21 protein-coding genes and 2 pseudogenes are annotated in these 24,064 nt (G+C 68.7%); 15 read left to right on the top strand and 8 right to left on the bottom strand.

From position 1 onward, the window contains the following. The first annotated feature begins 2 nt into the window (after positions 1–2). From KDW55_RS20585 to KDW55_RS20555, 7 genes are read left to right on the top strand one after another with little or no spacing between them, the layout of a single operon-like run. Positions 3–1,226, top strand: coding sequence for an AAA family ATPase (locus KDW55_RS20585; protein ID WP_212160977.1), 1,224 nt, complete (start codon positions 3–5; stop codon positions 1,224–1,226). Next, positions 1,223–2,659 (top strand): CpaF family protein, encoded by a 1,437-nt coding sequence (locus tag KDW55_RS20580; protein WP_212160978.1) that lies wholly within the window; start codon positions 1,223–1,225, stop codon positions 2,657–2,659. The genes KDW55_RS20585 and KDW55_RS20580 overlap by 4 nt, the downstream gene beginning before the upstream one ends. Then, complete coding sequence (locus tag KDW55_RS20575; protein ID WP_212160979.1) at positions 2,656–3,633, top strand: type II secretion system F family protein; 978 nt, start codon at positions 2,656–2,658, stop codon at positions 3,631–3,633. The genes KDW55_RS20580 and KDW55_RS20575 overlap by 4 nt, the downstream gene beginning before the upstream one ends. Then, on the top strand, positions 3,630–4,574 hold the full coding sequence (locus tag KDW55_RS20570) for a type II secretion system F family protein (protein WP_040139533.1): 945 nt from the start codon (positions 3,630–3,632) through the stop codon (positions 4,572–4,574). The genes KDW55_RS20575 and KDW55_RS20570 overlap by 4 nt, the downstream gene beginning before the upstream one ends. After that, positions 4,571–5,428, top strand: a complete 858-nt coding sequence (locus KDW55_RS20565; protein WP_212160980.1) for a tetratricopeptide repeat protein — start codon at positions 4,571–4,573, stop codon at positions 5,426–5,428. The genes KDW55_RS20570 and KDW55_RS20565 overlap by 4 nt, the downstream gene beginning before the upstream one ends. Next, the gene (locus KDW55_RS20560) at positions 5,425–5,853 is read left to right on the top strand and encodes a TadE/TadG family type IV pilus assembly protein (protein WP_040139535.1); all 429 of its coding nucleotides are present in this window, start codon (positions 5,425–5,427) and stop codon (positions 5,851–5,853) included. Before KDW55_RS20565 ends, KDW55_RS20560 begins: the two co-directional genes overlap by 4 nt. Next, on the top strand, positions 5,846–6,886 hold the full coding sequence (locus KDW55_RS20555) for a TadG family pilus assembly protein (RefSeq protein WP_069242805.1): 1,041 nt from the start codon (positions 5,846–5,848) through the stop codon (positions 6,884–6,886). Before KDW55_RS20560 ends, KDW55_RS20555 begins: the two co-directional genes overlap by 8 nt. On the opposite strand, the gene KDW55_RS20550 is transcribed toward KDW55_RS20555, so the two are convergent. Both KDW55_RS20550 and KDW55_RS20545 read right to left on the bottom strand, forming a co-directional pair. Next, positions 6,850–8,022 (bottom strand): glycosyltransferase family 87 protein, encoded by a 1,173-nt coding sequence (locus tag KDW55_RS20550; RefSeq protein WP_083253110.1) that lies wholly within the window; start codon positions 8,020–8,022, stop codon positions 6,850–6,852. The genes KDW55_RS20555 and KDW55_RS20550 overlap by 37 nt on opposite strands. A gap of 104 nt (positions 8,023–8,126) precedes the next feature. After that, a complete protein-coding gene (locus KDW55_RS20545) occupies positions 8,127–9,203 on the bottom strand; it encodes a glycosyltransferase family 2 protein (protein ID WP_212160981.1) in 1,077 nt (358 codons plus the stop codon). 286 nt (positions 9,204–9,489) lie between these two features. Here KDW55_RS20545 and KDW55_RS20540 point away from each other — a divergent pair, with 286 nt between their 5' ends. Next, the gene (locus KDW55_RS20540; RefSeq protein WP_069243503.1) at positions 9,490–9,864 is read left to right on the top strand and encodes a phage protein NinX family protein; all 375 of its coding nucleotides are present in this window, start codon (positions 9,490–9,492) and stop codon (positions 9,862–9,864) included. Between the two features lie 17 nt (positions 9,865–9,881). Here KDW55_RS20540 and KDW55_RS20535 read toward each other — a convergent pair whose 3' ends face one another. Then, positions 9,882–10,877: an ABC transporter substrate-binding protein gene (locus KDW55_RS20535; RefSeq protein ID WP_069242808.1), complete on the bottom strand. Its 996-nt coding sequence runs from the start codon at positions 10,875–10,877 to the stop codon at positions 9,882–9,884. Positions 10,878–11,128: 251 nt separating this feature from the next. Between KDW55_RS20535 and KDW55_RS29475 the strand changes: the two are divergent. Continuing rightward, positions 11,129–11,245 (top strand): annotated as a pseudogene (locus KDW55_RS29475) (AEC family transporter); the annotation flags it as partial. A 62-nt stretch (positions 11,246–11,307) separates the two neighbouring features. Here the strand turns inward: KDW55_RS29475 and KDW55_RS20530 are convergent. Beyond that, entirely contained in the window at positions 11,308–12,489 is a 1,182-nt protein-coding gene (locus KDW55_RS20530) for a LysR family transcriptional regulator (RefSeq protein ID WP_212160982.1), read from the bottom strand. Between KDW55_RS20530 and KDW55_RS20525 the strand changes: the two genes are divergently transcribed. After that, positions 12,488–13,180: a hypothetical protein gene (locus KDW55_RS20525; RefSeq protein WP_212160983.1), complete on the top strand. Its 693-nt coding sequence runs from the start codon at positions 12,488–12,490 to the stop codon at positions 13,178–13,180. The genes KDW55_RS20530 and KDW55_RS20525 overlap by 2 nt on opposite strands. 199 nt (positions 13,181–13,379) lie before the next feature. Beyond that, positions 13,380–13,928: a DUF3005 domain-containing protein gene (locus KDW55_RS20520; RefSeq protein WP_040139542.1), complete on the top strand. Its 549-nt coding sequence runs from the start codon at positions 13,380–13,382 to the stop codon at positions 13,926–13,928. A gap of 66 nt (positions 13,929–13,994) precedes the next feature. Here the strand turns inward: KDW55_RS20520 and KDW55_RS20515 are convergent, their stop codons facing one another. Then, positions 13,995–14,759: a DUF4397 domain-containing protein gene (locus KDW55_RS20515; RefSeq protein WP_040139543.1), complete on the bottom strand. Its 765-nt coding sequence runs from the start codon at positions 14,757–14,759 to the stop codon at positions 13,995–13,997. 940 nt (positions 14,760–15,699) lie between these two features. Here KDW55_RS20515 and KDW55_RS20510 point away from each other — a divergent pair. Beyond that, a complete protein-coding gene (locus tag KDW55_RS20510) occupies positions 15,700–16,032 on the top strand; it encodes a hypothetical protein (RefSeq protein ID WP_212160984.1) in 333 nt (110 codons plus the stop codon). A 118-nt stretch (positions 16,033–16,150) separates the two neighbouring features. Here KDW55_RS20510 and mmsB read toward each other — a convergent pair whose 3' ends face one another. From mmsB to KDW55_RS20495, 3 genes are all read right to left on the bottom strand, one after another. Further along, complete coding sequence (gene mmsB, locus KDW55_RS20505) at positions 16,151–17,044, bottom strand: 3-hydroxyisobutyrate dehydrogenase (protein ID WP_212160985.1); 894 nt, start codon at positions 17,042–17,044, stop codon at positions 16,151–16,153. Between the two features lie 17 nt (positions 17,045–17,061). Continuing rightward, positions 17,062–18,588 carry a CoA-acylating methylmalonate-semialdehyde dehydrogenase gene (locus KDW55_RS20500; protein ID WP_040139546.1) on the bottom strand — a complete coding sequence of 509 codons (1,527 nt, stop codon included), beginning with the start codon at positions 18,586–18,588 and terminating at the stop codon, positions 17,062–17,064. A 111-nt stretch (positions 18,589–18,699) separates the two neighbouring features. Then, positions 18,700–20,019, bottom strand: coding sequence for an MFS transporter (locus KDW55_RS20495; RefSeq protein ID WP_059546598.1), 1,320 nt, complete (start codon positions 20,017–20,019; stop codon positions 18,700–18,702). Positions 20,020–20,177: 158 nt separating this feature from the next. Here KDW55_RS20495 and KDW55_RS20490 point away from each other — a divergent pair, with 158 nt between their 5' ends. From KDW55_RS20490 to KDW55_RS20480, 3 genes and pseudogenes are all read left to right on the top strand, one after another. Continuing rightward, on the top strand, positions 20,178–21,137 hold the full coding sequence (locus KDW55_RS20490) for a LysR family transcriptional regulator (protein WP_059546600.1): 960 nt from the start codon (positions 20,178–20,180) through the stop codon (positions 21,135–21,137). 236 nt (positions 21,138–21,373) lie between these two features. Then, positions 21,374–21,566 (top strand): annotated as a pseudogene (locus KDW55_RS20485) (LysR family transcriptional regulator); the annotation flags it as partial. Positions 21,567–21,813: 247 nt separating this feature from the next. Then, positions 21,814–24,063 carry an EAL domain-containing protein gene (locus KDW55_RS20480; RefSeq protein ID WP_212160986.1) on the top strand — a complete coding sequence of 750 codons (2,250 nt, stop codon included), beginning with the start codon at positions 21,814–21,816 and terminating at the stop codon, positions 24,061–24,063. Position 24,064 lies beyond the last annotated feature (1 nt).

The raw sequence follows: 24,064 nt of genomic DNA, 5'->3' as shown, positions 1-24,064 counted from the left end.
CGATGCCGCCCATGAACATCCTCGCCCATCAGAACGTCAAGCGCGCCGACGCCGCCGCAGCGGCGGACCTCCTCGCGGTCGTGTCCGATGCCGGCAGCGAGGACGTGATCCGCCGTGTCGCGCAGGACCTGTCGATTACGCGCGCCCACGTGGAGGCCGGCAATTGCGACGACGCGATCGGGTTGCTGCAGCAGCACGAGCGCTCGCCGCGCCAGCTGATCGTCGACGTATCGGACTCGGTGATGCCGGTGTCGGACATGATGCGGCTCGCGGACGTATGCGATCCGTCGGTGCGGGTCGTCGCGATCGGCACGCAGAACGACGTCGGGCTGTTCCGCAACCTGCTCGGCATCGGCGTGCAGGACTACATCGTGAAGCCGCTGACGGTCGATCTGATGCGGCGCGCGCTGACGACGACCGAGTCGGTCGTGCAGGTGCGCACCGGCAAGATCGTCAGCTTCGTCGGCGCGCGCGGCGGCGTAGGCACCACGACGATCGCGGTGAGCCTCGCGCGCTGCCTGGCGGGCGAGAAGCGGCGGCGTGTCGCGTACGTCGACCTGGACCTGTACGGCGGCGGCGCGAACTCGATGCTCGGGCTGTCGAGCAACAACGGGCTCGTCGAATTGCTGAGCATGGAACAGCGCCCCGATGACGCGCTGTTCGACCGCATGCTCGTCACGAAGGGCGACCGGCTGCACGTGCTGTCCGCGGAACTCGCTTATGGCGAGGACGCGCAGCTGCGCGACGATGCGATCGAGCGGCTCGTCGACATGATGAAGGACCGCTTCCATTACGTGCTGTTCGACGTGGGCAACCGTGTCGGCAAGCTGTCCGAGGATGCGCTGGCGGTATCGGATCTCGTCTATATCGTCGCCGACCGCTCGGTGCACGCCGCGTACGAAGCCGCGCGGCTCGCACGCTTCGTGAAGGAAATGCCGGGCGAGCGGATGCTGTCGATGGTGCTGAACAATCCGCTGGAGCCGGTCAAGGGGCGCGTCGCGCGCGCCGATTTCGAGGATGCGTTCGGCGGTGTGCAGCTGCGCGAGCTGCCGCACGATCCGCAGTCGCTCGCGATCGCGGAGAACCTCGGCGAGCCGATCGAAGGCGCGAAACACCGTGGCTTCCGGGAGGAGATCCGGATGCTCGCGAACGGCATCACCGGCGAATCGATGGCCGTCGCCGAGCCGTGGTATGCGCGCTTCGTCAAATGGAGGAAAGGATCGTGACGTTCGGTACCCGCAAACGGCCGACGCAGGACCGCGCGCCGGCGGGCCCTCCCGCTGCGCCGCGCGACGACTCGCCGGCGCCGGCTCCGGTCGCGAGCCCGGTGCCGGCGTCCGGTTCCGCGTCCGGTTACGCGTCCCCGCGCGGGGCGGCAACGGCCGATACGCAGGAAGCGCTGATCCGTTCCGGCAAGTTCGATGCGATCCGCACGGCGGTGTTCGCGTCGATGAACATGTCGGCCGCGCTGATGAAGACGCGCGACGAAGTGCGGGCGGGCATCGAACAGGTGGCCGCGCATACGGTCGAGCGCGAGCGCCTGAAGATCACCGCGGGCGAGCAGGTGCTGATCGTCGACGCGATCCTGAACGACATGTTCGGCGTCGGGCCGATCGAGCCGCTGCTTGCCGACGACACCGTGTCCGACATCCTCGTCAACGGCCCCGATCAGGTGTACGTCGAACGCGCCGGCCGGCTCGAACTCACACCGCTGAAGTTTCGCGACAACGCGCACGTGACGAGCGTCGCGCAACGGATCGCGGCGGCGGTCGGGCGTCGCGTCGACGAGAGCAGCCCGATGGTCGACGCGCGTCTCGCGGACGGCAGCCGCGTGAACGTGGTGCTGCCGCCGATCGCGATGCGCGGCGCGTCGATCTCGATCCGCAAGTTCGCGAAGCGCGACATCACGCTCGCGCGGATGGCGCATCAGGGCAACATCTCGCACGCGATGCTGCAGGTGCTGAAGATCGCGTGCGCTTGCCGGCTGAACATCGTGATTTCCGGCGGCACCGGCTCGGGCAAGACGACGCTGCTCAATGCGCTGTCGCAGCACATCGAGGAGCATGAACGGATCGTGACGATCGAGGATGCGGCGGAGCTGCAACTGCTGCAGCCGCACGTCGTCAGTCTCGAGACGCGGCCGGAGAATACGGAAGGGCTCGGCGGCATCTCGCAGCGCGATCTCGTGCGCAACGCGCTGCGGATGCGGCCGGACCGGATCATCCTCGGCGAAATCCGCGGCGCGGAGGCGTTCGACGTGCTGCAGGCGATGAACACGGGCCACGACGGCTCGATGACGACGATCCACGCGAACTCGCCGCGCGACGCGATCAGCCGCCTCGAAAGCATGGTCATGATGGCGAACGCGAACCTGCAGCTGCTGTCGATCCGCCGCCAGATCGCGAGTGCCGTGCATCTGTTCGTGCAGGTCGAGCGGATGCGCGACGGCGTGCGGCGCGTGACGCGCATCACCGAGATCGTCGGGATGGAAGGCGAGGTCGTCATCACGCAGGATCTGTTCGCGTTCCGCCAGGAAGGCGACACGACCCGCGACGTCGTGAAGGGCGTGTTCGAGGCGTCGTCGCTGCGGCCCGCGTTCGCGCCGCGGGCCGCATATTACGGCGTCGAGGACGCACTTTCGGAGGTATTCCGGCAATGACTGCGGCCGACGTATTCGCGCTGGGCGCATTCATCGTGATCCTCGCGATCGGCGTCGGGTTGTCCGCGTTGTTCGAGCGCGCGCGCCACGCGCCGGAGCAGCGCATTCGCGCGCGCATGCGGCATCTCGCACCGACGCTCGCGGGCCGCGAGACCGGTGCGGCGGCGGCGCCCGGTGTCGCGCTGTTCGACCTGCCGCGCCGGCACGGGCGCGCGCGCGCGTGGCTGCAGCGCTACGTCACGCGCGTGCGCGCAGTCGCCGGCCAGCGCGGGATACGGATCGTCGTCGCGAGCACGATCGCCGGTGCGATCGCGGCAATCGTCGTGGTGAAGCTGGTCACCCTGCCTCGTCTGCTGTATCCGCTAATCTACGTCGGCTTGCCGCTGCTCGCGATGCGCGCGAGTTACCGCGCACTGATCGAGCGCTTCCGGATGCGCTTTCTCGCAGCGTTTCCGGACGCGATCGATCTGATCGTGCGCGCGGTGCGCGCGGGCATTCCGGTCACGCAGGCGATCAGCGCGGTGGGCGAGAACGCGGCCGAGCCGGTGCGCTCGACGTTCCGCACGATGGGCGACAGCCTGCGCGTCGGCGTGGATCTGAAAGACGTGCTGACGCAAGCGGCGGACCGGCTGATGATCGCGGATTTCTCGTTCTTCACCGTCTATCTGCTGCTGCAGCGCGAAACCGGCGGCAGCCTCGGCGAGACGCTGGACGAACTGTCGAGCATCATTCGCACCCGCCGCGACATTCGCCTGAAGACGCGTGCGTTGACTGCCGAGGGGCGCATCACGACGAAGATCATCTCGGCGGTGCCGTTCGTGATGATCGGCGCGTTGTTCCTCGTGAACCGCACGTACGTGATGCTGCTGTTCGACACGCACGCAGGGCGCGTGATGCTGACGATTGCGGCGGTGCTGCTGACGATCGGTCTGCTGACGATTCACAAGATCTCGAAACTGGATACCGCGCGATGACGATGTCGATGGTGGCCGGCCGCGGCCTCGAACTGTTGCTGCTGCTCGCGTGCGTCGCGCTCGCGCTGGCGACGCCCGGCGGCGGCACGCGCCAGCGCATTGCCGAGCGCGTGCGGCAGGCGGCCGGCCAGCGGCCGCCGTCGCTCGCGAGCGGCCGCCTGCAGCCTGGCGATGTGCGTCAGAACCTGACTCGGCGGCTTGCGCAGCTCGGCGATCGGCTGCCCGTGCTCGACCCGATGCAGCGCGTGAAGCTCGGGCTGCAGCTCACGCGCGCCGGCTTTCGCGACCGCCGTGCGGTCGCGTCAATGATCGGCGTCAAGCTGAGCGTCGGCGTGCTGTTCGCGGGCATCGCGATCGTATTCAGCCCGTACATCCCGCACCTCGGACAATACTTCCCGATTCGCGCGATCGCGATGGTCGGCGCGTTCGTGATCGGGGTGATCGTGCCCGAGTACGTGCTCGGCGCACTGATCCGGCGGCGCAAACGCATGATCGCCGCATGCTTTCCGGATGCACTGGATCTGCTCGTGATCTGCACGATGGCCGGAAACAGCCTCGTATCGGGCATGCGCCGCGTCGCGCGGGAACTGCAGCGCATCTGTCCGCCGCTCGCCGACGAGTTGACGGTATGCGCGGACGAGCTGACGCTCGGCGGCAACGTATCGGAAGCCATGGCGCATTTTGCGTTGCGCGTCGATTTTGCGTCGGCGCGCTCGCTTGCGACGACGCTCACGCAATCACAGCGCTTCGGCACGCCGATCACGCAGGCGCTGCGGACGCTGTCGCGTAGCGAGCGTACCGAGCAGATCGTTGCGCTCGAGGAACGAGCGGCGAAGCTTGCGCCGAAGATCACGTTGCCGATGATGCTGTTCATCCTGCCGACGGTCGGCCTGATCGCGGCCGGCCCGGCAGCCATCCGTCTGCTCGAGGTGCTCAAATGAAAGGCTCCGCACGACGCGCATGCGCATTCGCGATCGTATTGCCGCTGCTCGCCGGCGGCTGCGCGCCGGCGATCCAGACTCGTCCGGTGCTGTCGCACAAGAGCGACGACCCGCAGGCGGAATTGCGGATTGCCGACAGCGCGCTGGCCGGCGGCAACGTCGATCTCGCTGCGACGCTGTACGAGAAGGTGCTGGAGAAGCACCCGGAGTCGCTCGCGGCGCGCGTCGGGCTCGGCGACGTGAATTACCGCACCGGCGATCTCGAGCGTGCGCGGCTGCTCTACGAGCAGGCTCGCCAGCTGGCGCCCGCCGAACTGGGGCCGCAGGTCGGACTCGCGCGCGTCGCATTGCGGCAGCGCCGGCTCGACGAGGCCGGCCAGCGCTACCGCGCGTTGCTGGCCGCCCAGCCGAACCTTCCGCTCGCGGCGCAAGGGCTCGGCACGGTGCTCGACCTGCAGGGCCGCCACGAAGATGCGCAGGCCGTCTACCGCGACGCCCTGCGCGTGCATCCGGAAGCGCAGGGGCTGCGCGTCGATCTCGGGCTGTCGCTCGTGCTCGGCAATCGCGCGCGCGAGGGCGTGAACGTGCTGCTCGACGTAGCCGGGCTGCCCGATGCACCATGGCAGGCGCGACAGAATCTCGCGTTTGCGTATGGCGTGCTCGGCAACACCGATTCGGCGAAGAAGCTGCTGTCGGCGGATCTGCCGGCGTCGGCCGTGGCGGACAATCTGCGCGTCTACCAGGCCGTGCGGGCCAGGCTTGCCGCACACCCGGTCGCGGAAGCGTCGCGCCCGTCGACGGGCGCGGCGCTCGAGCCGCGCGCCGTGCCGGACGCAGCGGGAGCAGCAAAATGACACGCGCGGCGATGCGCGCGCGCGCGGCGCGCGGCGTGGTGTCGCTCGAGTTCGCGCTGATGTTGCCGTTCCTGCTGATGGTGCTGATCGGCATCATCGACGTGAGCCTGCTGCTATGCGACAAGGCGGTGATCACGAACGCGAGCCGCGAAGCTGCCCGGGCCGGCGTCGTGCTGCGCGTGCCGATGCTGACGACGACCCAGATCGCCAACGTCGCACTCGGCTACACGCAGAACAGCCTGGTCAGCGGCGGCGCCGCGACGCCGCCGACGGTGACCGTGACGCAGGCGAACGGCACGACGTCGGGCTCCGCGCTGACCGTGACGGTGACTTATACGTATTCCGGGATGGTGCTCGGCACGGCGCTCAGCGCGCTGACCGGCCCGGTCACGATCTCCGCGAGCTCGGTGATGCTCTATGAATGATGCAGCCTGCGCACGACGCGCCCGTGCCGCGCGCGAACGCGGTTCCGTCGCGCTGTTCTTTCTGATGTTCCTGATTCCGCTGCTGTCGTTCGGCGCGCTGGCGATCGACATCGCGTGGGTCGCTACCGTGCGCAACCAGTTGCAGAACGCCGCCGACGCAGCGGCGCTCGCGGGGGCCGATGCGATGATGTCGCCGACCGGCGGCGCGTTGAACTGGTCGCAGGCCGCGCCGGCGGCGAACGGCGTGATCGCGCAGAATTCGGCGGCGGGCGCGCCGCTCGCGACCGGCACGGTGACGACCGGCTACTGGAACGTGACGCGCACGCCCGCGTCGATGCAGCCCGTCACGATCACGCCCGGCCCCTACGACGTGCCGGCGGTGCAGGTGACCGTGTCGCGCACGCCCGGCGTCAACGGCGGCTCGATTCCGCTGCTGCTCGGCACGTTGCTGGGCGTTCCCGGTGCATCGGGGAGCGCGACCGCGATCGCGGTGCTCGCCGCGCCGGGCGGCGTCGCGGCCGGCGGGCTGTTTCCGATCGCGATCGATCAGTGCGTGTACAACCAGTACTGGAACGCGCAGACCAACCAGCCGCTGATCAATCCGCTGACGGGGCTGCCGTACGAGTTTTCGATCACGAACGGCCAGACGTACGGCACGCTGTGCATGGGCGGCCAGTGGACGTCGTTCCAGTCGACCGCGACCGATACGACGACGATGAGCGGCCTGATGGTGACCGGCAACCCGACCACGCTCAACATCGGCGACAGCATCTATCTCGCGACCGGCGTGAAGGCGACGCTCTACACGTCGGTGCCGGTCGGCGCGACGGTCGTGCTGCCGGTCGTCACGCAGACGTCGAGCAGCACGTACGTGCCGATCGTCGCGTTCGCGGCGTTTCGCATCGACGTGTCGCTGGGCGGCTCGTACAAGTACATCCAGGGGCACTTCGTCGCCGGCGTCAAGATGACTGGCGTTGCGACCGGCGTCGGGCCTTACTACGGCGTGTACGTGCCGCCGCGACTCGCGTTGTGAGCGTCGTGCCGCGCGCGGCGCAGCAGCACGAGCAGCGCAAACAGCGTCACGGCCGGCCCGATCTGCGGCAACTGCAGCCACGGATTCAGGTATTCGACGCCCGGCAGCGCCCACATCAGCGTGATCGCTGCCTGCTCGCCGCGCAGCCAGCCGTCGCGCCAGCCGATCGACAGCATGCATCCAATTGCGACCGCGAGCCACGCGAGTTCATAGTGCCACACGTACGGGTTCGCCACGAGCGTCGCGACGGCCAGCACGGCCGCGCGCACGCGGGTGTCGCGCGATTGCCTCCACGCGGCGCACGCGGCCGCGATCGCGATCGCTGCGATACAGGCGTGCACCGCATACGTGGCGCCGAGCGGCATGCCCGCGAGGCGAAGCGTTGCGAACGGGGTCGGCGACACGAACCAGAACGTGACGCCATGCTCGAGAATGATCGACCGGGCAAGGGCGGTGCTGGAGACGAACCGGCGCAGCGAGTCGACGCCGCAGACGAGTACGCTCGACACGGCGAACACGCCGCTCGCGAGCGCGGCCCACGCAATCGTGCGCCATGCGCGCACGGCCACCAGCACGAACGGGAACAGCAGCGCCATCTGCGGCTTGACCGACAGCAGCGCGATGCAAAGGCCGGCCCACACCGGTCGCCGGTCGGCCCAGAAAACAGCCAGCGCCGCACACGATGCGGTCAGGAATGCGTTTTGTCCGAGGCTCGCCGTGACGAACACGCACGGCGCGGCGGCCAGTGCGAGCGGCGCGACCGCAGCCGCGCCGCGGATCGCGCGCAGGCCGGACACGTGCCACACGGTCGTGCCCAGCACGACCACGCCGCCCGCGACGAACAGCGGATACGCGAGCGCGAATGGCAGCAACGCGAGCGGCGTCACGAGCAACAGATAGGTGGGCGGGTACAGCCAGGGCGCGAAGGTGCCGTGATGCAGGTTCGTGAACAGTTCGGCCGACAGCCGCGAGAACGCGGAGAAATCGTATGCCTGCGCTGGCGAGCCGTGCAGCATCACGTACGACGCGGACCAGAATACCGAGAAGTCGGCGCCGGGGCGCAACGTGACGGCGCCGTTCGAATCGCGCACGACGGCGACCCAGATCACGATGAACAGCAACTCGAGCACGAGCATGAGCGCGCTGTACAGCACCACGCGGCGCGAGGTGAGCCACGCGCTGGCCGTGCTATCCGCGGTGCGCGTCGACTGGCGGAGCATGTCCAATTGCGCGCCCGGGCCTATTTGAACGATGCCTTGCGGGCCGCGATGCCGGCCGCCGACGGCATCGCGGCCCGGCGGCGCAGCTGAGGGGCGCGCTTGAGCGGAAACTGCAGCAGCTTCGATGCCGAGTGCGCGGCGGCGTCGCGCTCGGCACGGTAGCGCCGCCTGACGAGGTAGACGGGGCGCTGCTTGGATTCGTGGTAGATCCGGCCGAGATATTCGCCGATCACGCCGATGCCGATCAGCTGGATGCCGCCGACGAACAGCACGACGGAAATCAGCGACGGGTAGCCGTGTACGGGATTGCCGAACAGCAGCGTGCGCACCACGATGAACGCGCCGTATACGAGCGACAGCATCGCGAACGTGATGCCGACGTAGGTCCACACGCGCAGCGGCACCGTGCTGAAGCTCGTGATGCCCTCGAGCGCGAAATTCCAGCGCCGCCAGCCGGAAAACTTCGAGCGCCCGCCGCTGCGCGGCGCCCGCGTATATTCGACGATCGTGGTGCGAAACCCGACCCACGCGAACAACCCCTTCATGAACCGGCGCCGCTCCGGCAGCGTGCGCAGCGCATCCACGACGTCGCGATCCATCAGCCGGAAATCGCCGACGTTCTCCGGCATTTCGACTTCGGACAGCGCGTTGTGCACGCGATAGTAGAGCGCCGCGGCCGCGCGCTGCAGATACGGGTCGCACATCCGGTCGGTGCGTTTCGCGGCCACGACTTCGGCGCCGTCGCGCCAGTGTTCGATCATCGCCGGAATCAGCGCAGGCGGATCCTGCAGGTCGGCGTCGATCACGATCACCGCGGCGCCGGCCGCTTCGTCGAGCCCCGCGGTGAGCGCCGCTTCCTTGCCGAAGCGCCGCGTGAGATCCACGACGTGCACGCGGGCGTCGCCGGCGGCGATCGACAGCAGCCGTTCGAGCGTGCGATCGCGGCTGCCGTCGTTGACGCAGACGATCTCGAATCGCACCGCGGCGACCGACTCGAGCACGGGCAGCGTTTCGGCAAAGAATGCGTCGATCGTTTCTTCTTCGTCGTGAAACGGCACGACGAGCGATATCAGCGGCTTCCTGGCGTGCATGGACATGCTGCGGTCTCTCCGAGCGATCCGGCCGGCGCTGCACCGTGTGGTTTTCGTTGTCGTTTGCCGAACGGGCGCGGCCCATGCGGCGCGAAGGCGGTTCCGGCCTGCTGGTTCAGCGCAGGCCCGACGACCGGCAGTCGATTCATTGTAGGCAAGAATCGCCGATTCGTAACACGTATCGACGCGTGCTTGCGGCGGCCGCGTTGCCGGTCAAACGGTCGGCGGCCCGCATCGACGCCGGGCGCGCGGCGGCGCTACGATGACGCTTTCGACACGGAAGGAGCGCGCGATGCAAGTTCAGGATCTGACCGGCGCATCGCTCGATTTCTGGGTGGCGATGGCGCTGGAGCTCGGCGCGCCGCGCGTCGGCGCGGCGGGATGCACGGCGATTCGCGCAGTGGGCGGCGTGCCGGTGCCGTTCGCGCCGTCGTCGTCATGGCCGGACGGCGGGCCGCTCGTGGAGCGGCTGCCGTTCGGCGCCTTCGAGCGCGACGGCGGCCACGGCGGGTGGCGTGCGGTGCTGCATCGGGCGGTGCCCGCAGCCGGCGAACGCTGCACGTTCGATCAGTCGGGGCCGACGTTGCTGATTGCCGCGATGCGCACGCTGGTCGCGTCGACGTTCGGCGACGACGTGCCGGATCTCGACATGTCGAAGCCGCGCTGAAACAGCGGTGAGAGCCGTTACGCAGCCGACAGGTCGCGCACCGCGATCGACGCGACGTCGACGCGCCTCGGCAGGATCGCGTCAGCGGCCGCGCGATCGGCAACACGCTGCAGCACGGCGATGTCCGCGCCGCTGATGCCGCGCTGCGCGAGGGCCGCGCGGCCGGCGATATCGGCGGCCGCGTCGCGCGGCAGGCGCGTGAGCGACGCATAGACCGTCGCGTATTCGGCCGGGTTCGCGAGCGCCCACCGGCCGGCGCGCGTGAGCCGCGCGAGCACGTCCGTCAACGCCGCGCGCTTCGACCGGTCGTCGAGCGTGTCGACCGGCGACGTGAGAAAGGCCAGCCCCGAATTGATGCCGGTGCCGTCGCGCACGATCCGGGCGCCGCGCCGGACCACGTTGCCGTAATACGGATCGAAGGTCGCCCAGATGCCGATCTGCTTCGCCTCGAACGCGGCGAATGCATCGACCGGCAGCACGAAGCGGACGTCGACGTCGCCCGGCGCAAGGCCGTGCTCGCGCAGCGCGCCGTACAACTGATATTGCGAGATGCTGCCGCGCGCCGACGATACGACGACGGTGCGCCCCTTCAGGTCGGCGACCGTGCGCACCGGCGAATCGGGCTGCACGACGATGCCGAGCGATGCGGGCGAGCCGACCCGCGTCGCGACGATCCGCAGCGACGGATCGCCGAGTGCGGCCGTCAGCACGGGCAGGTCGCCGGCAGGCGCGAGATCGATCGCGCCCGCGCGCTGCGCCTCGAACAGCGGCGCGGCGCCCTGGAAGTTGGCCCACCGAAACCGGTACGGCACGCCGTCGAGCACGTGCGCCGCTTCAGCCAGCGCGCGCAGGCCGCCGGCCTGATCGCCGAGCACCAGCGTGACGTTCGACAGATCGGCGCCGGCCGCGCGGGCAGCGGTCGGAACGGCGGCGGCGCCGGCGAGCGGTGCGGCGGCCAGGGCGGCCACACGCAGCAGCGCGCGGCGGCGGGCCAGGGTGGCGGGCGATGTCATCGGCGGGTCCTCGGTGATCCGCGCGGGCCGCGCGGCTGCCGGGCAGATTACGGAATCGGTGTGGCGGCGGCAAACATCGATTCGCGAAATGCTTATTCGGGCGTCGTTGAATGAGCGGGCGTCACTGCGATGGCGATGCGTTCGCGGTGGCGCATGCGCGTTCGCCGATGCGATGGCGCGAATGCGTGGCAGCAGGCAGGCACAGTGCGCACGAGTGCGCGTACTGCCGTCCGCCGGGCGCACGCTTTGCAGAGATCGTGGTCGTGCTGGCTGCGCTACCGATCGGCACCGGGCCGTACATGCTGCGCGACTGCCGCGTGCGCGAAGCAGAGGTGACATCGCGCACGATCCTGCGATCGACGCTCGGAGGGCGACCGTGTCGGTGTCGGTCAAGCGCGCGATTGCGCGGCATGTGCAGGCGGGCTGTCCGTCAGTGCGCCTTCGTCACGGTCCGGTGGACGCGCGCCGCAGGTGCGGCAAGCGTGCGCCGCGCGTTGCCGCACTGAATCGGCGGCCGGCGGCGGGTGTGCCGCGCCGGTTCCGGCGCGTCGGGCGCGGCCGGTGAAGCCGTACGCGCATCGGTGTCCGCAAGCTCCAGCGCAGCCGGCGCCGCCGAGACCGCCGGCTGCGCCGCTTCCGCGTCGAGCCAGCCGCGCGTCGCTTCGGCGATCAGCGCACGCAGCCAGCGCACGCCGTCGACGCATGCGCCGGATTCGTCCCACGTTATCCGGTACGCGATGTCGGGCGGTTCGGCCGGCAGCGCAACCGCGCCGAGCGGCAGCAGTTTCGCGTAGTGACGCGCGAGCCGATATGTGGTGGTCAGGATCAGGTCGGAGCGCACGAGCGCATGCGCTGCAAGTTCGAAATGCGGCAGCGTGACGACGATCCGGCGCCGCAGGCCGACGCGTTCGAGCTGCCGGTCGATCGCGCCGGACGCTTCGAGCCACGACGGCGTCGGGCACAGCTGCGCGGCTTGCGCGAAGGCGTCGGCCGTCATCGCGCCGCGTCGGGCGAGCGGGTGCGTCGCCCGCATCAGGCACACGATGCGATCGTCGAACAGGTCGTCCTGCCGGAAGCGCGACGTGCGGGCGGGGCGGTTGTCGATCACGACGTCGAGTTCGCCGTCCGCGAGCGCGCGTTCGTCGTCGAAGCCGTCACCGAGCGGATGGAACACGAGCTGCGCATCCGGCGCGCGTTCGCGGAACAGCGCGACGAGCTTCGGCACGAACAGCACGTTCAGGTAGTCGGGGCAGCCGATCCGGTACGTACGCACCGACGTGCGTGCGTCGAACGTCGGCTGCTGGATGCGGATGAAGTCAATCACGCGCAGTGCATTGCGCAGCGGCTCGATCAGCCGCGCGCCGAACTCGGTCGGCACCATCCCGTAGCGGCTGCGCACCAGCAGCGGATCGCCGAGCAGCGTGCGCACGCGTTTGAGCGCGGCGCTCGTTGCCGGCTGCGACATGTTCAGACGCACGGCCGCGCGCGACACGGTGCGCTCGGAGAGCAGCACGAGCAGGATGCGCATCAGCCGCGCGTCGAGTATGTCGAGCGCGCCCGTGGCGTCGGATGCGTCGAGGCGACCGCCGTTCGGCTGCCGTGCGTGCCGCATGTCGCTACGCGTTCCCGCGGCCCGTCATTCGACGAAGGTGCGCGGTCGGCGCGAGGTCGGGATCGGGCAGCCCCGGGCGCAGCGCGGGATCGCGCGCGGCCGTATCGGTTCGATGCAGGGCGTCGTCCGGGCCGGGCACGACGCCCGCGCGGTGAGTGGCTTCCAGGTCCACGCGTTGTCTCCTTCCATGTCCGGTGCGAAGCGTCCGCGTGCGCAGGCAGCGCGGGCGTCGTCGGCGTTATGTGCCGGATTTGTTCGCGAGTATGGGCGGTGGGCGCGGCGATGGGAAATTAAATATTCGGCTGACCGTCATTTGAAAAGCGAATGGGGCCCGATCGGCGGGTCTGCGTCGCGGCACATGAATTGCGTGATGACCGGTTCCATCCACATCGACATCAGCGGAGGTGTCATGCAGCGATATTCCATTCGTCAAGTATCGCGAGCCGTTTTCGCCGGCGTCCTGATCGCCGGCCTGGCGGCGGGTGCGGGCTGCAAGAAGACTTCGAACGACACCGGCACCAGTGCGAGTTCGGACACGAGCGCCACGGGCGGCATGTCGCCCGCGCCGTCCACCGCGCCTTCGGGCATGCCGAGCAGCGGCACGGCCGGCGCCGATAGCGGCACGACCGGCGGCGCGGCGAGCATGCCGGGCACGGCGTCCACGCCGGCTGGCGCGAGCGGCGGAGGCTGATCGGCGGCGGCGGGCGGCACGTGCGCAGGTCCACGGCCTGCGCGGGTGCCGTTGTCGTGGCGTGCCGAAACCGCACGTGCGCCGCGCGGCGCGCGTGCGGGGCGGTGCGCGTGAAAAGTTTGCAAGGACCGTTGTAGCGATTCGCGGCGCGGCGCCGGCTGCAGCACGCGGGGCGCGCGGTCCGGAAACAGGAGGTGCGATGCAGAACGCGGAATCGAATTCAACCCCGGAACAGCAGCGCAAACAGATCGACCGGAGCCCAGTGAAGACGCCGGCCGCGGGCGACATGCCGGATGCGGCAACCCAGGCGGCGGAAACGGCGAAGCGGCCGCTCACGCCCGAGGGCGTCGCGGGAAAGATGCCGACCGGCCTGCCGCCGATCGACGTCGACTCACATGCGGTCGACAGCGGCGACCCGGTACGTCGTGCGGCTGGCCGGATCGTCACGCTCGACAACGCGAACATGGCGATGACCGACAACACGGTCGACGTCGATGGCAAGGGCATGGAGGCGCGCACCGGCGCGACCGAGTGGCACGACAACGTCATCTATTCGAACGCGTCGCTCGACGATGCGGTAGCTACGCCGGATGAAGGACTTGGCGGCATCGAAAGCCGGCCGGGCGGCAACGTCCCGCAGATCGCGACGCGGCCGGGCTGGCGCGTGTGCTATGTCGGCGACGTCGATGTCGAACGAGGCGACTCCAGGCGCGCCGAGCACGTGATCCGTCTCGAGCGGAGCGAATGACGTCCGCGTGATCGTGCAAGCGTGATTTGCCGGGCGGACCGCCGGATGGCGGTCCGCCCGCGGCCGTTACTGCGGGCCCAGTTCCTGCGCGGACGTGTCCGCATCGTTGCCTTGCGCGACGAGGACGTGCACGTCGTTGGGTATCACGTCGCCGATGCCGCCGGCCGGAATCGTCAGCAGCAGCCAGTCGGCGTTGTTGTTCAGCGCGACCGGCGCGGTCTTCAGGATCGGTGTCTTGCTGCCGGCCGTCGTGACGACGATCTGGTAGGTCCCGCCGCTCAGATAGACGGAATCCTGGCCGGACGCCGGCACCGCATTCTGGTACGCCGCGCCGGCCAGCGTCGGGCTTTGCGCGGTGATGTCGGCGCCCGGAGGGACGACGTACACGTCGACGTTTTGCGCATTCGGCGATGCGTTGAAACTGCGCACGCGCGCCTTGTCGGACAGCAGCTTCTTGTCGAACGGATCGTCGATCACCGAAATGGCCGACGACGTGCTCGGCAACGCGACGGTCGTGTAGTGGTGACCGTTCGCCGCGCTGAACGACTGCGACGCCACTGTCGCGGTCGTTCCCGATATGTCGTAACTGGCGGTCTGCGTGCCCGAGTCGATGTCGTGATAGCGGGTCACGCCTTTGTACGCGATACCCGATGCATCGACCTTCGCGTTCAGGTAGTAATCGAGATTCGGGCCGGCCGGCACCGCGTTGATGAAGCGCGCCTGAGGCTTCGAGATGCCGAGTTCGGTGCCGACGTCGTTGCCGTCTCCGCCACATGCCGTGAGCACGGAAATGACCGAGCACAGGGCCACTATCGTTCGTATGGATTTCATTGTCGTCCTCTCGTTCAGGGAAACCTGCTTGCGATGCGGTGTCGCCGCGCGAGGGTCCGCGCGACGCGCAGCGCCAATTGAAGGAAGGATTGCCGTCCGCCGGGGCGACGGGCGCCTGAATGTCGCAAGCACCATGCCTGCGTGGCTGAATCGGCGCGCGCGCCCGGTGTGGCGGCGATGCGGCGGTCCGCGTTCGCGGCGTAGCGCGCGGCACCGCGTGCGGCAGGTTCAGGCATTTGTAAAAAAGCAGTGCGTCGACGCGTGCTGTGGTACGCGCGCGCTCGCCGTCACGTACGCCCAGTGCGTTTCAAACGGCAACCGGCTGGTCGAGCGGCGATGCCGTCCACGCGACGGAGGGTCGTTCGCCGAAATGGTTGTGAGTGCAACTATCATCGGAATGCGATGCGATGCGATGCGATGCGATGCGATGCGATGCGATGCGATTCGGGAACGGTGTCGACGCACCCACGGGAATCGATTGCGCCGACACTTCTCGCGGCCGAGGGATATGCAATCGGTGCAAGCGGGTAGCTTTGCTCGCGGAGACGCCGCGCGTGCGCTGATGCCCGCTCGATCGACGACGCGGACGGTGGGCGGCGCCGCGGTGCGTGTCCAGGCGTCAGCGCGTCGCGCGTCGGGGAAATCGCAGCGGCGGGGCGGGGTCCGCCGCCGGCCGCGAAGCTGTCTGGCCTGCGGGTACAAGCCGGGGGCGCACCGAATCATCATCCGGCGAATGGCGCGAAGCCGCGCGACAGCCGGGAAAAGCGACACAAGCGCACCGACGCAAGCGGTGCGGCCTGTAAATTTTGCCGGCGTCAGCAGATCGTTTAACCATTCGAAACAATGTGTTCACTGAAAAGGGCATGATCTCCGGCGATCCGGCAGGCATACTGTCGCCTATGTTGCTCAATGCCGTCGAACCGACGGTGCGCTTGCCTCCATGTCCATTTCCGTGCCTTTCCGATCCCTCCGATGGTTGACCGCCGCGACCGCCATATGCTTGCTCGCCGCGTGTTCGACCGCTTCCGACGTCACGGCGACGTCGAACCCGAACGTCTTCACCGTGACGACACGCACGCTCGGGGTGTCGACGACGTGGGCCGACGCTCATGAAAAGGCCGTCAACGAAGCCACCAACTACTGCACGCAGCGCGGCATGCGCGCGAGCCTGAAGCAGGAGTCGGTCACGGGCGGCCGCCGCGTCGACGCGCGCTCCGAACTCGCGTTCGAGTGCCATCCGACCTTCGAGACCGCGTCCAACCCGCGCGGTTGAGCGCGCGTCGCATTGCGTCTGTCGCGGCCGCGACACCCGCGATCGCAGTGCTCCGAATGCAGAACGACCCGCAATGCCCCGACAGGCATCGCGGGTCGCCGCGCGTACGCCGGTTGCGTTACACGGCGGGCCGCGCTTCGTACAGTTTCACGCACGCGGAAAAATCCAGCGTGCCGAGCCCTTGCTGGCTCATCGACTGATAGAGCTGCTGCGCGAGCGCGCCCATCCACACCGGTTGCCGTGCGCTGCGCGCGGCTTCGGTCGCGAGCCCCAGATCCTTCAGCATCAGGTTCGCGGCGAAGCCGCCCGAGTAGCCGCGCGCGGCGGGCGCCGCGTCGTTGACGCCCGGGTACGGGTTGCAGGTGTCCGAGCTCCAGCAGCGGCCCGTCGACGTGTTGATGATGCCGGCGAGCACGGCCGGATCAATGCCGAGCGCGGCGCCGAGCGCCATCGCCTCCGACACGCCCATCATCGAGATTCCGAGCAGCAGGTTGTTGCAGATCTTCGCGATCTGCCCGGTGCCCGTGCCGCCGCAGTGCACGACGTTCTTGCCCATGTCGAGCAGCACCGGACGGATGCGCTCGAACAGGGCGGCCGGCGCGCCGACCATGAAGGTCAACGTGCCCGCCTGCGCGCCGCCGGTGCCGCCGGACACCGGCGCGTCGGCGAGCGGGAAGTCGCGTTGCGCGGCGGCGTCGGCCGCCGCGCGCACGGTGCCGGGGTCGATCGTGCTGCAATCGACGAACGTCGCGCCGGGGCGCGCGCCGGCGAGCACGCCGTCGTCGCCGAGATAGACGGCGCGCACGTGCTGCGCGGCCGGCAGCATCGTGATCACGAGCGCCGCGCGGGCGGCCGCGTCACGCGGCGACATGGCCGCCGTCGCACCCGCGCGCACCGCGGCGTCGATTGCGTTCTCGTCCAGGTCGAACACTGTCAGCGCGTGGCCGGCCTTGAGCAGGTTGGCGGCCATCGGGCCGCCCATGTTGCCGAGTCCGATGAAGGCGATTTCCATATGCGGGCTCCGTCGGATCAGCGCAGTGCGATCGTTGTGTTCACGCCGCCGGCCGTCGTGTCGTCGTCGAACCAGCGCGCGGTGACCGTCTTCGTCTGCGTATAGAACTGCACGACCTGCTTGCCGTACGGGCCGAGATCGCCGAGCTTCGAGCCGCGCGAGCCGGTGAAGCTGAAGTACGGCACCGGCACCGGAATCGGAATGTTGATGCCGACCTGGCCGACGTCGATCTCGCTCTGGAACTTGCGCGCGGCCGCGCCGCTCTGCGTGAAGAGGCCCACGCCGTTGCCCATCGGATTCGCGTTGACCAGCGCGATCGCTTCGTCGAGCGTCGCCGCTTCCATCACGACCACCACCGGCCCGAAGATTTCTTCGCGGTAGATCGACATGTCGGTCGTCACGCCCGAGAAGATCGTCGGGCCGATGAAGTTGCCGCGTTCGTAGCCGGGCACCTTCACGTCGCGGCCGTCGAGCAGCAGCGTCGCGCCTTCGTTCACGCCGGCGTCGATCAGCGACGCGATGCGCGCCTTCGCCGCCTTCGACACGACCGGCCCGACGTCGGTGCCGGCTTCGGCGCCCGCATTGACCTTCAGCGCCTTCGCTTTCTCGACGAGGTCGGGCAGCCAGTCGCGCGCGCTGCCTACCAGCACGACCACCGACGTCGCCATGCAGCGCTGGCCGGCCGCGCCGAAGCCCGCGCCGACGAGCGCGTTGATCGACTGCTCGCGATGCGCGTCGGGCAGCACCACCGCGTGGTTCTTCGCGCCCATCATCGACTGCACGCGCTTGCCGTGCTGGCTGCCGAGGTTGTATACGTGCGTGCCGACACGCGTCGAGCCGACGAACGAGATCGCCTTGATGTCCGGATGCGTGCACAGGCGATCGACCACCGTCTTGCCGCCGTGCACGACGTTCAGCACGCCCTTCGGCACGCCGGCCTCGATCGCGAGTTCGACGAGCTGCATCGTCGAAAGCGGATCCTGTTCGGACGGTTTCAGCACGAACGTGTTGCCGCACACGATCGCCATCGGGAACATCCACAGCGGGATCATGCCGGGGAAGTTGAACGGCGTGATGCCTGCGCACACGCCGATCGGCTGGCGCAGCGTGTACGTATCGACGCCGCCCGCGACGTTCTCCGCGAATTCGCCTTGCTGCAGCGTGCCGATCGAACATGCATGCTCGACCACTTCGAGGCCGCGGAAAATGTCGCCTTGCGCGTCGGGCAGCGTCTTGCCTTGCTCGGCCGTCAGCGTATGCGCGATCCGTTCGAGATTGCGGCGCACGAGATCCTGGAACTTCAGCATGATGCGCATGCGCGCGCCGATCGGCGTCGTCTTCCACGTGTGGAACGCGTGCTGCGCGGACGCGATCGCTGCATCGACCTCGTCGAGCGTCGCGTACGGTACGCGGCCGATCACGTCCTGCGTCGCGGGGTTGACGATGTCGCCCCATTCGGCGCTTTGCGAGTCGACGAAAGCGCCGTCGATCAGCAGCTTGGCAGTGGGCAGGGCGAGGGTGGTCTGGGGAACTGCGGCGTTCATGAAAAATCTCCGATGCGAAGCGAAAGGGTGGCCTGCGTCCGCCGCGCGCGGGCACGGCGGACGACAGGTCGAACTGAATGCGGATGAATGCGGCGGGTGTGCGCGGTGCGCTCAGGTGCGCGCCGGACGCATCAGCGCGGTACAGGCGAGCGCGAACACGCCGAAGCCGATGAGGTATGCGATCACGTAGTGCGGCTGCCCGCCGCCGGCCTTCAGCAGCGACGTCGCGATCATCGGCGCGAAGCCGCCGCCCACCACGCCGGCGAGCTGCACCGACAGCGAGATGCCGCTGTAACGGATTTCGGCGGGGAATTGCTGCGCGAACAACAGCGATTCCGGTGCATACAGGATCGGAAACACGACGCCGAGGCCGAGCACGATCGCCCACCACGCGTACGACGTCTGCTGCGTGCCGAGCATCATGAAGAACGGCGCGGCGAACGCGCACATCAGCACGAGGCCGATCGCGAACATCCGGCGCTGGCCGATGCGGTCGCTCAGATGTCCGCAGAACGGCATCGTGACGAGCGACAACACCGCACCGGCCGTGATCGCGTGGAGCATGTCGGCCTTCGGCAGATGAAGCTGCTGCGTCGCATACGCGAGCGCGAACGTGACGACCATGTAAAACCACGTGTTTTCGGCGGCGCGCGCGCCGACGATCGTCAGCACCTCGCGCGGATGGCGGCGCAGCGCGGCCGTCACCGGCGACTTCTCCGCCTTGCCCTGGCGCTGCATCTTCTCGAAGTCCGGCGACTCGGGCACTTTCGCTCGGATGAACCAGCCGAGGCCGACCAGCGCGATGCTCGCGAGGAACGGCACGCGCCAGCCCCACGACAACATGTCCGCGTCCGGCAGCGCTGCGACCGCGGCCATCGCGACCGACGACAGGATCAGCCCGAGCCCGACGCCCGTCTGCGGCAGGCTGCCGAACAGCCCCTTGCGGCCCTTCGGCGCATGCTCGACGGCCATCAGCACCGCGCCGCCCCATTCGCCGCCGACCGCCATTCCCTGCAGGAAACGCATCGCGATCAAAAGCGCCGCGGCCCAGTAACCGATCCGGTCGTACGAAGGGATCAACCCGATGATCATGCTCGGCACGCCCATCAGCAGCAGCGTGATCATCAGCATCGCCTTGCGGCCGACGCGATCGCCGAAATGGCCGAACACGATGCCGCCCATCGGCCGGCCGATGAAGCCGACCGCGAACGTGCCGAACGCTGCGAGCGTGCCGACGACGGGGTCCAGCGACGGGAAGAAGATGCGGTTGAACACCAGCGCGGCGGCGGTGCCGTAGAGGAAGAAGTCGTACCACTCGATCGTGGTGCCGGCCATGCTGGCCCAGCCGGCCAGCAGGTAGTGCTTCGCGGTGCGCTCGGGCGCCGGTGTCGCGATGGTCGCATGCTCATCGAGCGTGGATCGGGTCTGCATGGTGTCTCCGTTTTTTGTTGCCCGCGGCTCATGGTCCGCAGGTCACGGTCGAGTATAGTTATGCGCGGATCCATGATGTACCGACAAGAAAACCGGTTGGATGTGCATTTCTGCATATCGACGGCCGGCCCGGAGACACCCTGCGTTTTTTCCCGCCGATGCGACACGCTACCGAGCCGGTTTCCGGCAACCTGAACTGGGACGACCTGCGCTTTTTTCTCGAAGTTGCCCGCACGCAGCGGGCGAGCGGCGCGGCGAAACGCCTCGGCGTCGACTACACGACCGTCGCGCGGCGCATTCGCGCGCTCGAGGCTGCGATGGGCACGCTGCTGTTCGACAAGTCGCGCTCGGGCGGCTTCACGCTGACGGCCGAAGGGCAGCGGCTCGTCGCGTATGCCGACGCGATGGAGACGACCGTGCAGTCCGCGTGCGACCAGGTCGCGAACACCGGCGAGGCGCTGTCGGGCCACGTGCGGATCGGGTCGACCGAAGGGTTCGGCTGTTTCTTTCTCGCGCCACAGCTGGCGCGGTTCCGCGTTGCGCATCCGCACGTGACGGTCGACCTGCTGCCGGTTCCGCATTTCGTGAACCTGCCGAAGCGCGAGGCCGATCTTGCGATCACGCTCGAGCGGCCGGAGCGCGGGCCATACGTGGCCACGAAGCTGTGCGACTACCAGCTGCGGCTCTATGCGACGCGCGACTACCTTGCGCATCATCCGCCGATCGCGTGCACCGGCGATCTCGCGCGGCATGCGTTCATCAGCTACGTCGACGATCTCGCGTTCAGCAGCGAATTGCTGTACCTGGAGCGCGCGGTGCCGGGCGCGACGGCCGGCTTGCGCACGACAAGCGTGATCGCGCAGGTGTTCGCGGCGCTGCAAGGCGGCGCGCTCGCGATCCTGCCGTGCTTCATGGCCGCGACGCAGCCGGCGCTGGTGCCCGTGCTGCCGGATGACGTGGTGGTCACGCGCTGCTTCTGGCTGACATGCCGCGAGGATTTGCGCAAGCTGCGGCGCGTGACGGCGCTGTGGGACTACCTGCGCGCGGCGGCCGACGCGAATCGCGCGTTGCTGATGGGGGAGTCGGAGCGGCTGCGGTTCATTGGGGAGCCGCAATAGCGGATCGACGGGAGACGCAGAGGGCCGCACCGCAATGCAATCGCCCCGCACGGGGCGGGCAGCTCGGGCGGGTTGCGTCATGCTGCCGGGCAGACCGTGCGCTGCAGCGGCGTCGACGCATACGGCGTCCGCGCTCCGCTCTTGTCGTACGAGAGCCGCATGCAGGCGGTGCCGCCGGTTTCGACGAGCAGAGTCATGAACGCACGGACGGCGGCGCTGCGTGCCGAGTCGGCATCGGCATCGGCATCGCGCAGCGGCTGTGCATGGTCGTCGACGACGCGCGGCGCGGCGGCGCGCTGATCGACGTGCTGCCGGGGTGGGCGCCGAAAGGCGGGGACGTGCACGCGGCGTTTCCCGGCGCGCCGCGGGCTGCTGCCGCGCTTGCGGTGGCTGATCGATTTCCTGTCCGAACACATTCGCCGGGATTGACCGTGCGGTCAGTCGCAATCATCAGACGAAACGATCGTCGCGGGTTCGGCCATGACCGCGCGTAAGCCCTGATGCACGCGCATGCACGGGGCAGCACGGATTGGTGTTAAATGTATTTTGGTGCGTGTTGGGGCGCGCACGAAAGGGGACGCACCGGCGTTGCGTAAGCCCGGGGCGGTAAACGGCACGAAGGATCGCTAACGAACCGGGCGCACCAGACCCGGTCGAACTGACGGCAGGATTCAGCTTGAATACCGAACCGCAAAGTTCTCGCTACAGCCACGGGCTTGCAGCCGAAGTGCTCGCGTCCGAGCAAAGCGTGCTGCGACTGATCACGCGCAACACACCGCTGCCGGAGCTGCTCGTCGAAGTGTGCCGGCGTGCCGAGGGGCTGCTCGGCGACGGCGCATCGTGCACGATCCTGCTGCTCGACCCGGACGGCGTGCACGTGCACGTCGGGGCCGCGCCGTCGCTGCCTGCGGAGTACAGCGCCGCGATCGAAGGTGCGCCGATCGGGCCGGCCGCCGGTTCCTGCGGCACCGCGATGCACGAGCGGCGGATGATCGCCGTCGAGGACATCGAAACCGATCCGCTGTGGGCCGGCTTCCGGTCGGTCGCGTTGCCGCTCGGCTTGCGTGCTTGCTGGTCCGTGCCGTTTCTGGACGAAGCCGGCACCGTGCTCGGCGCGTTCGCGGTGTATCACCGCACGCCGCGCCGGCCGAGCGACGTCGAAACCGACCTGCTGCGCGATATCGGCAACAGCGTGGGTCTCGCGGTACATCAGGACTCGATCGCGCGCCAGCTCGTGCGCAGCGAGGAACATCACCGCCTCGTCGTCAACAGCCTGAACGAAGGGATACTCGTCGTGTCGCGCGACGGCGTCGTGATCGCGAGCAATCCGAGCGCGAACCGGATGGTGCGTGCAAAGGGCGAGCTCGTCGGCCGGCGGCTGTCGACGGTGATCCTGTACAAGCTGCACGAGGACGGCACGCCGATCGCGCCGGACGACTGGCCGAGCCGGCGCGCGTTCGCCACGGCCACGCCGCTGCTCGACTACACGGTCGGCTTCGGGCTGGCGGACGGCGACGTCATCTGGGTGCGCGGCAACGCGGTGCCGATCGTGAAGCCGGGCGAGGCGCAGCCCGAATCGGTGCTCGTGTCCTTTCACGACATCGGCCCCATCCGGGAAGCGCAGCAGCAGTTGCGCTATCTGGCGACGCGCGATGCGCTGACGGGCCTCTACAACCGGCGCTGGCTGTCCGACCGGATGCGCGAGCTGTTCGGCGCGCGCGACGCAGCGGGCGGGCCCGCACGCGTCGCGATCCTGTTCATCGATCTCGTCGGTTTCAAGAAGGTCAACGACACGGCCGGGCACGACGCGGGCGACGCGCTGCTGCGCAGCGTCGCCGCGCGGCTCGCCGCGTGCGGCGGCGGCCGGCATGCGCTCACGCGCGTCGGCGGCGACGAGTTCGTGATTCTCGTCGACCATTGCGACGACCCCGACGAGTTGTCCGCGCTCGCGCGCGAGGTGATCGATACGATCGCAAAGCCGTTCGCGATCGCGAACAACGAATACTGGCTCGGTGTGTCGATCGGGATCAGCGTCGCGCCGCGCGACGGCGACGACGCGGTCACGCTGATGCGCAACGCCGACTCCGCGATGTACGACGCGAAGCAGCGCGGCCGCAATCACTTCACGTTCTTCACCGCGCAACTGAACGTGCGCCTGCAGCGCCGCTTCGCGATCGAGCAGTCGCTGCGCCGCGCGATCTCGTCGGATACGCTGCGGCTCGTGTACCAGCCGGTCGTCGATGCACGCAGCGGCCGCACGGTCGGCGCCGAAGCGCTGCTGCGCTGGACGAGCCCCGAGCTCGGCCCGATGTCGCCGGCCGAATTCATTCCGGTCGCCGAGGATACCGGGCTCATCGTCGCGATCGGGCAGTGGGTGCTGGAAACGGCCTGTCGGCAGGCCGCCGAATGGCGCCGCACGATCGCGCCCGACCTGATGGTCGCGGTGAACCTGTCGCCGCGACAGTTTCACGAAGGCCTCGTCGAGTCGGTATACGACTGCCTTGCGCAGACGCAGCTCGACCCCGGCGCGCTAGAGCTCGAAATCACCGAAGGCGTGCTGATGAACGACACGGATACCGTAATGCCGATGCTCGAAGCGCTCACGGACATGAACGTGCGGATCTCGGTCGACGACTTCGGCACCGGCTATTCGTCGCTCGCGTACCTGAAGCGCTTTCCGCTGCACAACCTGAAGGTCGACCGGTCGTTCGTGTCGGGCGTGCCCGATCACCGCGACTCGGTTGCGATCACGCAGGCGGTCGTCGCGATGGCGCATTCGCTCGGGATGACGGTGACCGCCGAAGGCGTCGAAACGCAGGCGCAGTCGTGGTTCCTGCAGCAGATCGGCTGCGACATGCAGCAGGGCTACCTGTTCGGCCGGCCGCTCGATCCGGCCGACTACGCACGCCGGCTCGTCGCCGTGTAGG

The sequence above is a fragment of the Burkholderia sp. AU19243 genome (genome assembly GCF_018148075.1).
GTDB lineage: Bacteria > Pseudomonadota > Gammaproteobacteria > Burkholderiales > Burkholderiaceae > Burkholderia > Burkholderia latens_A.
The sequence above is the reverse complement of the archived record's forward strand: the minus strand, read 5'-3'. Positions and strand labels throughout refer to the sequence as shown.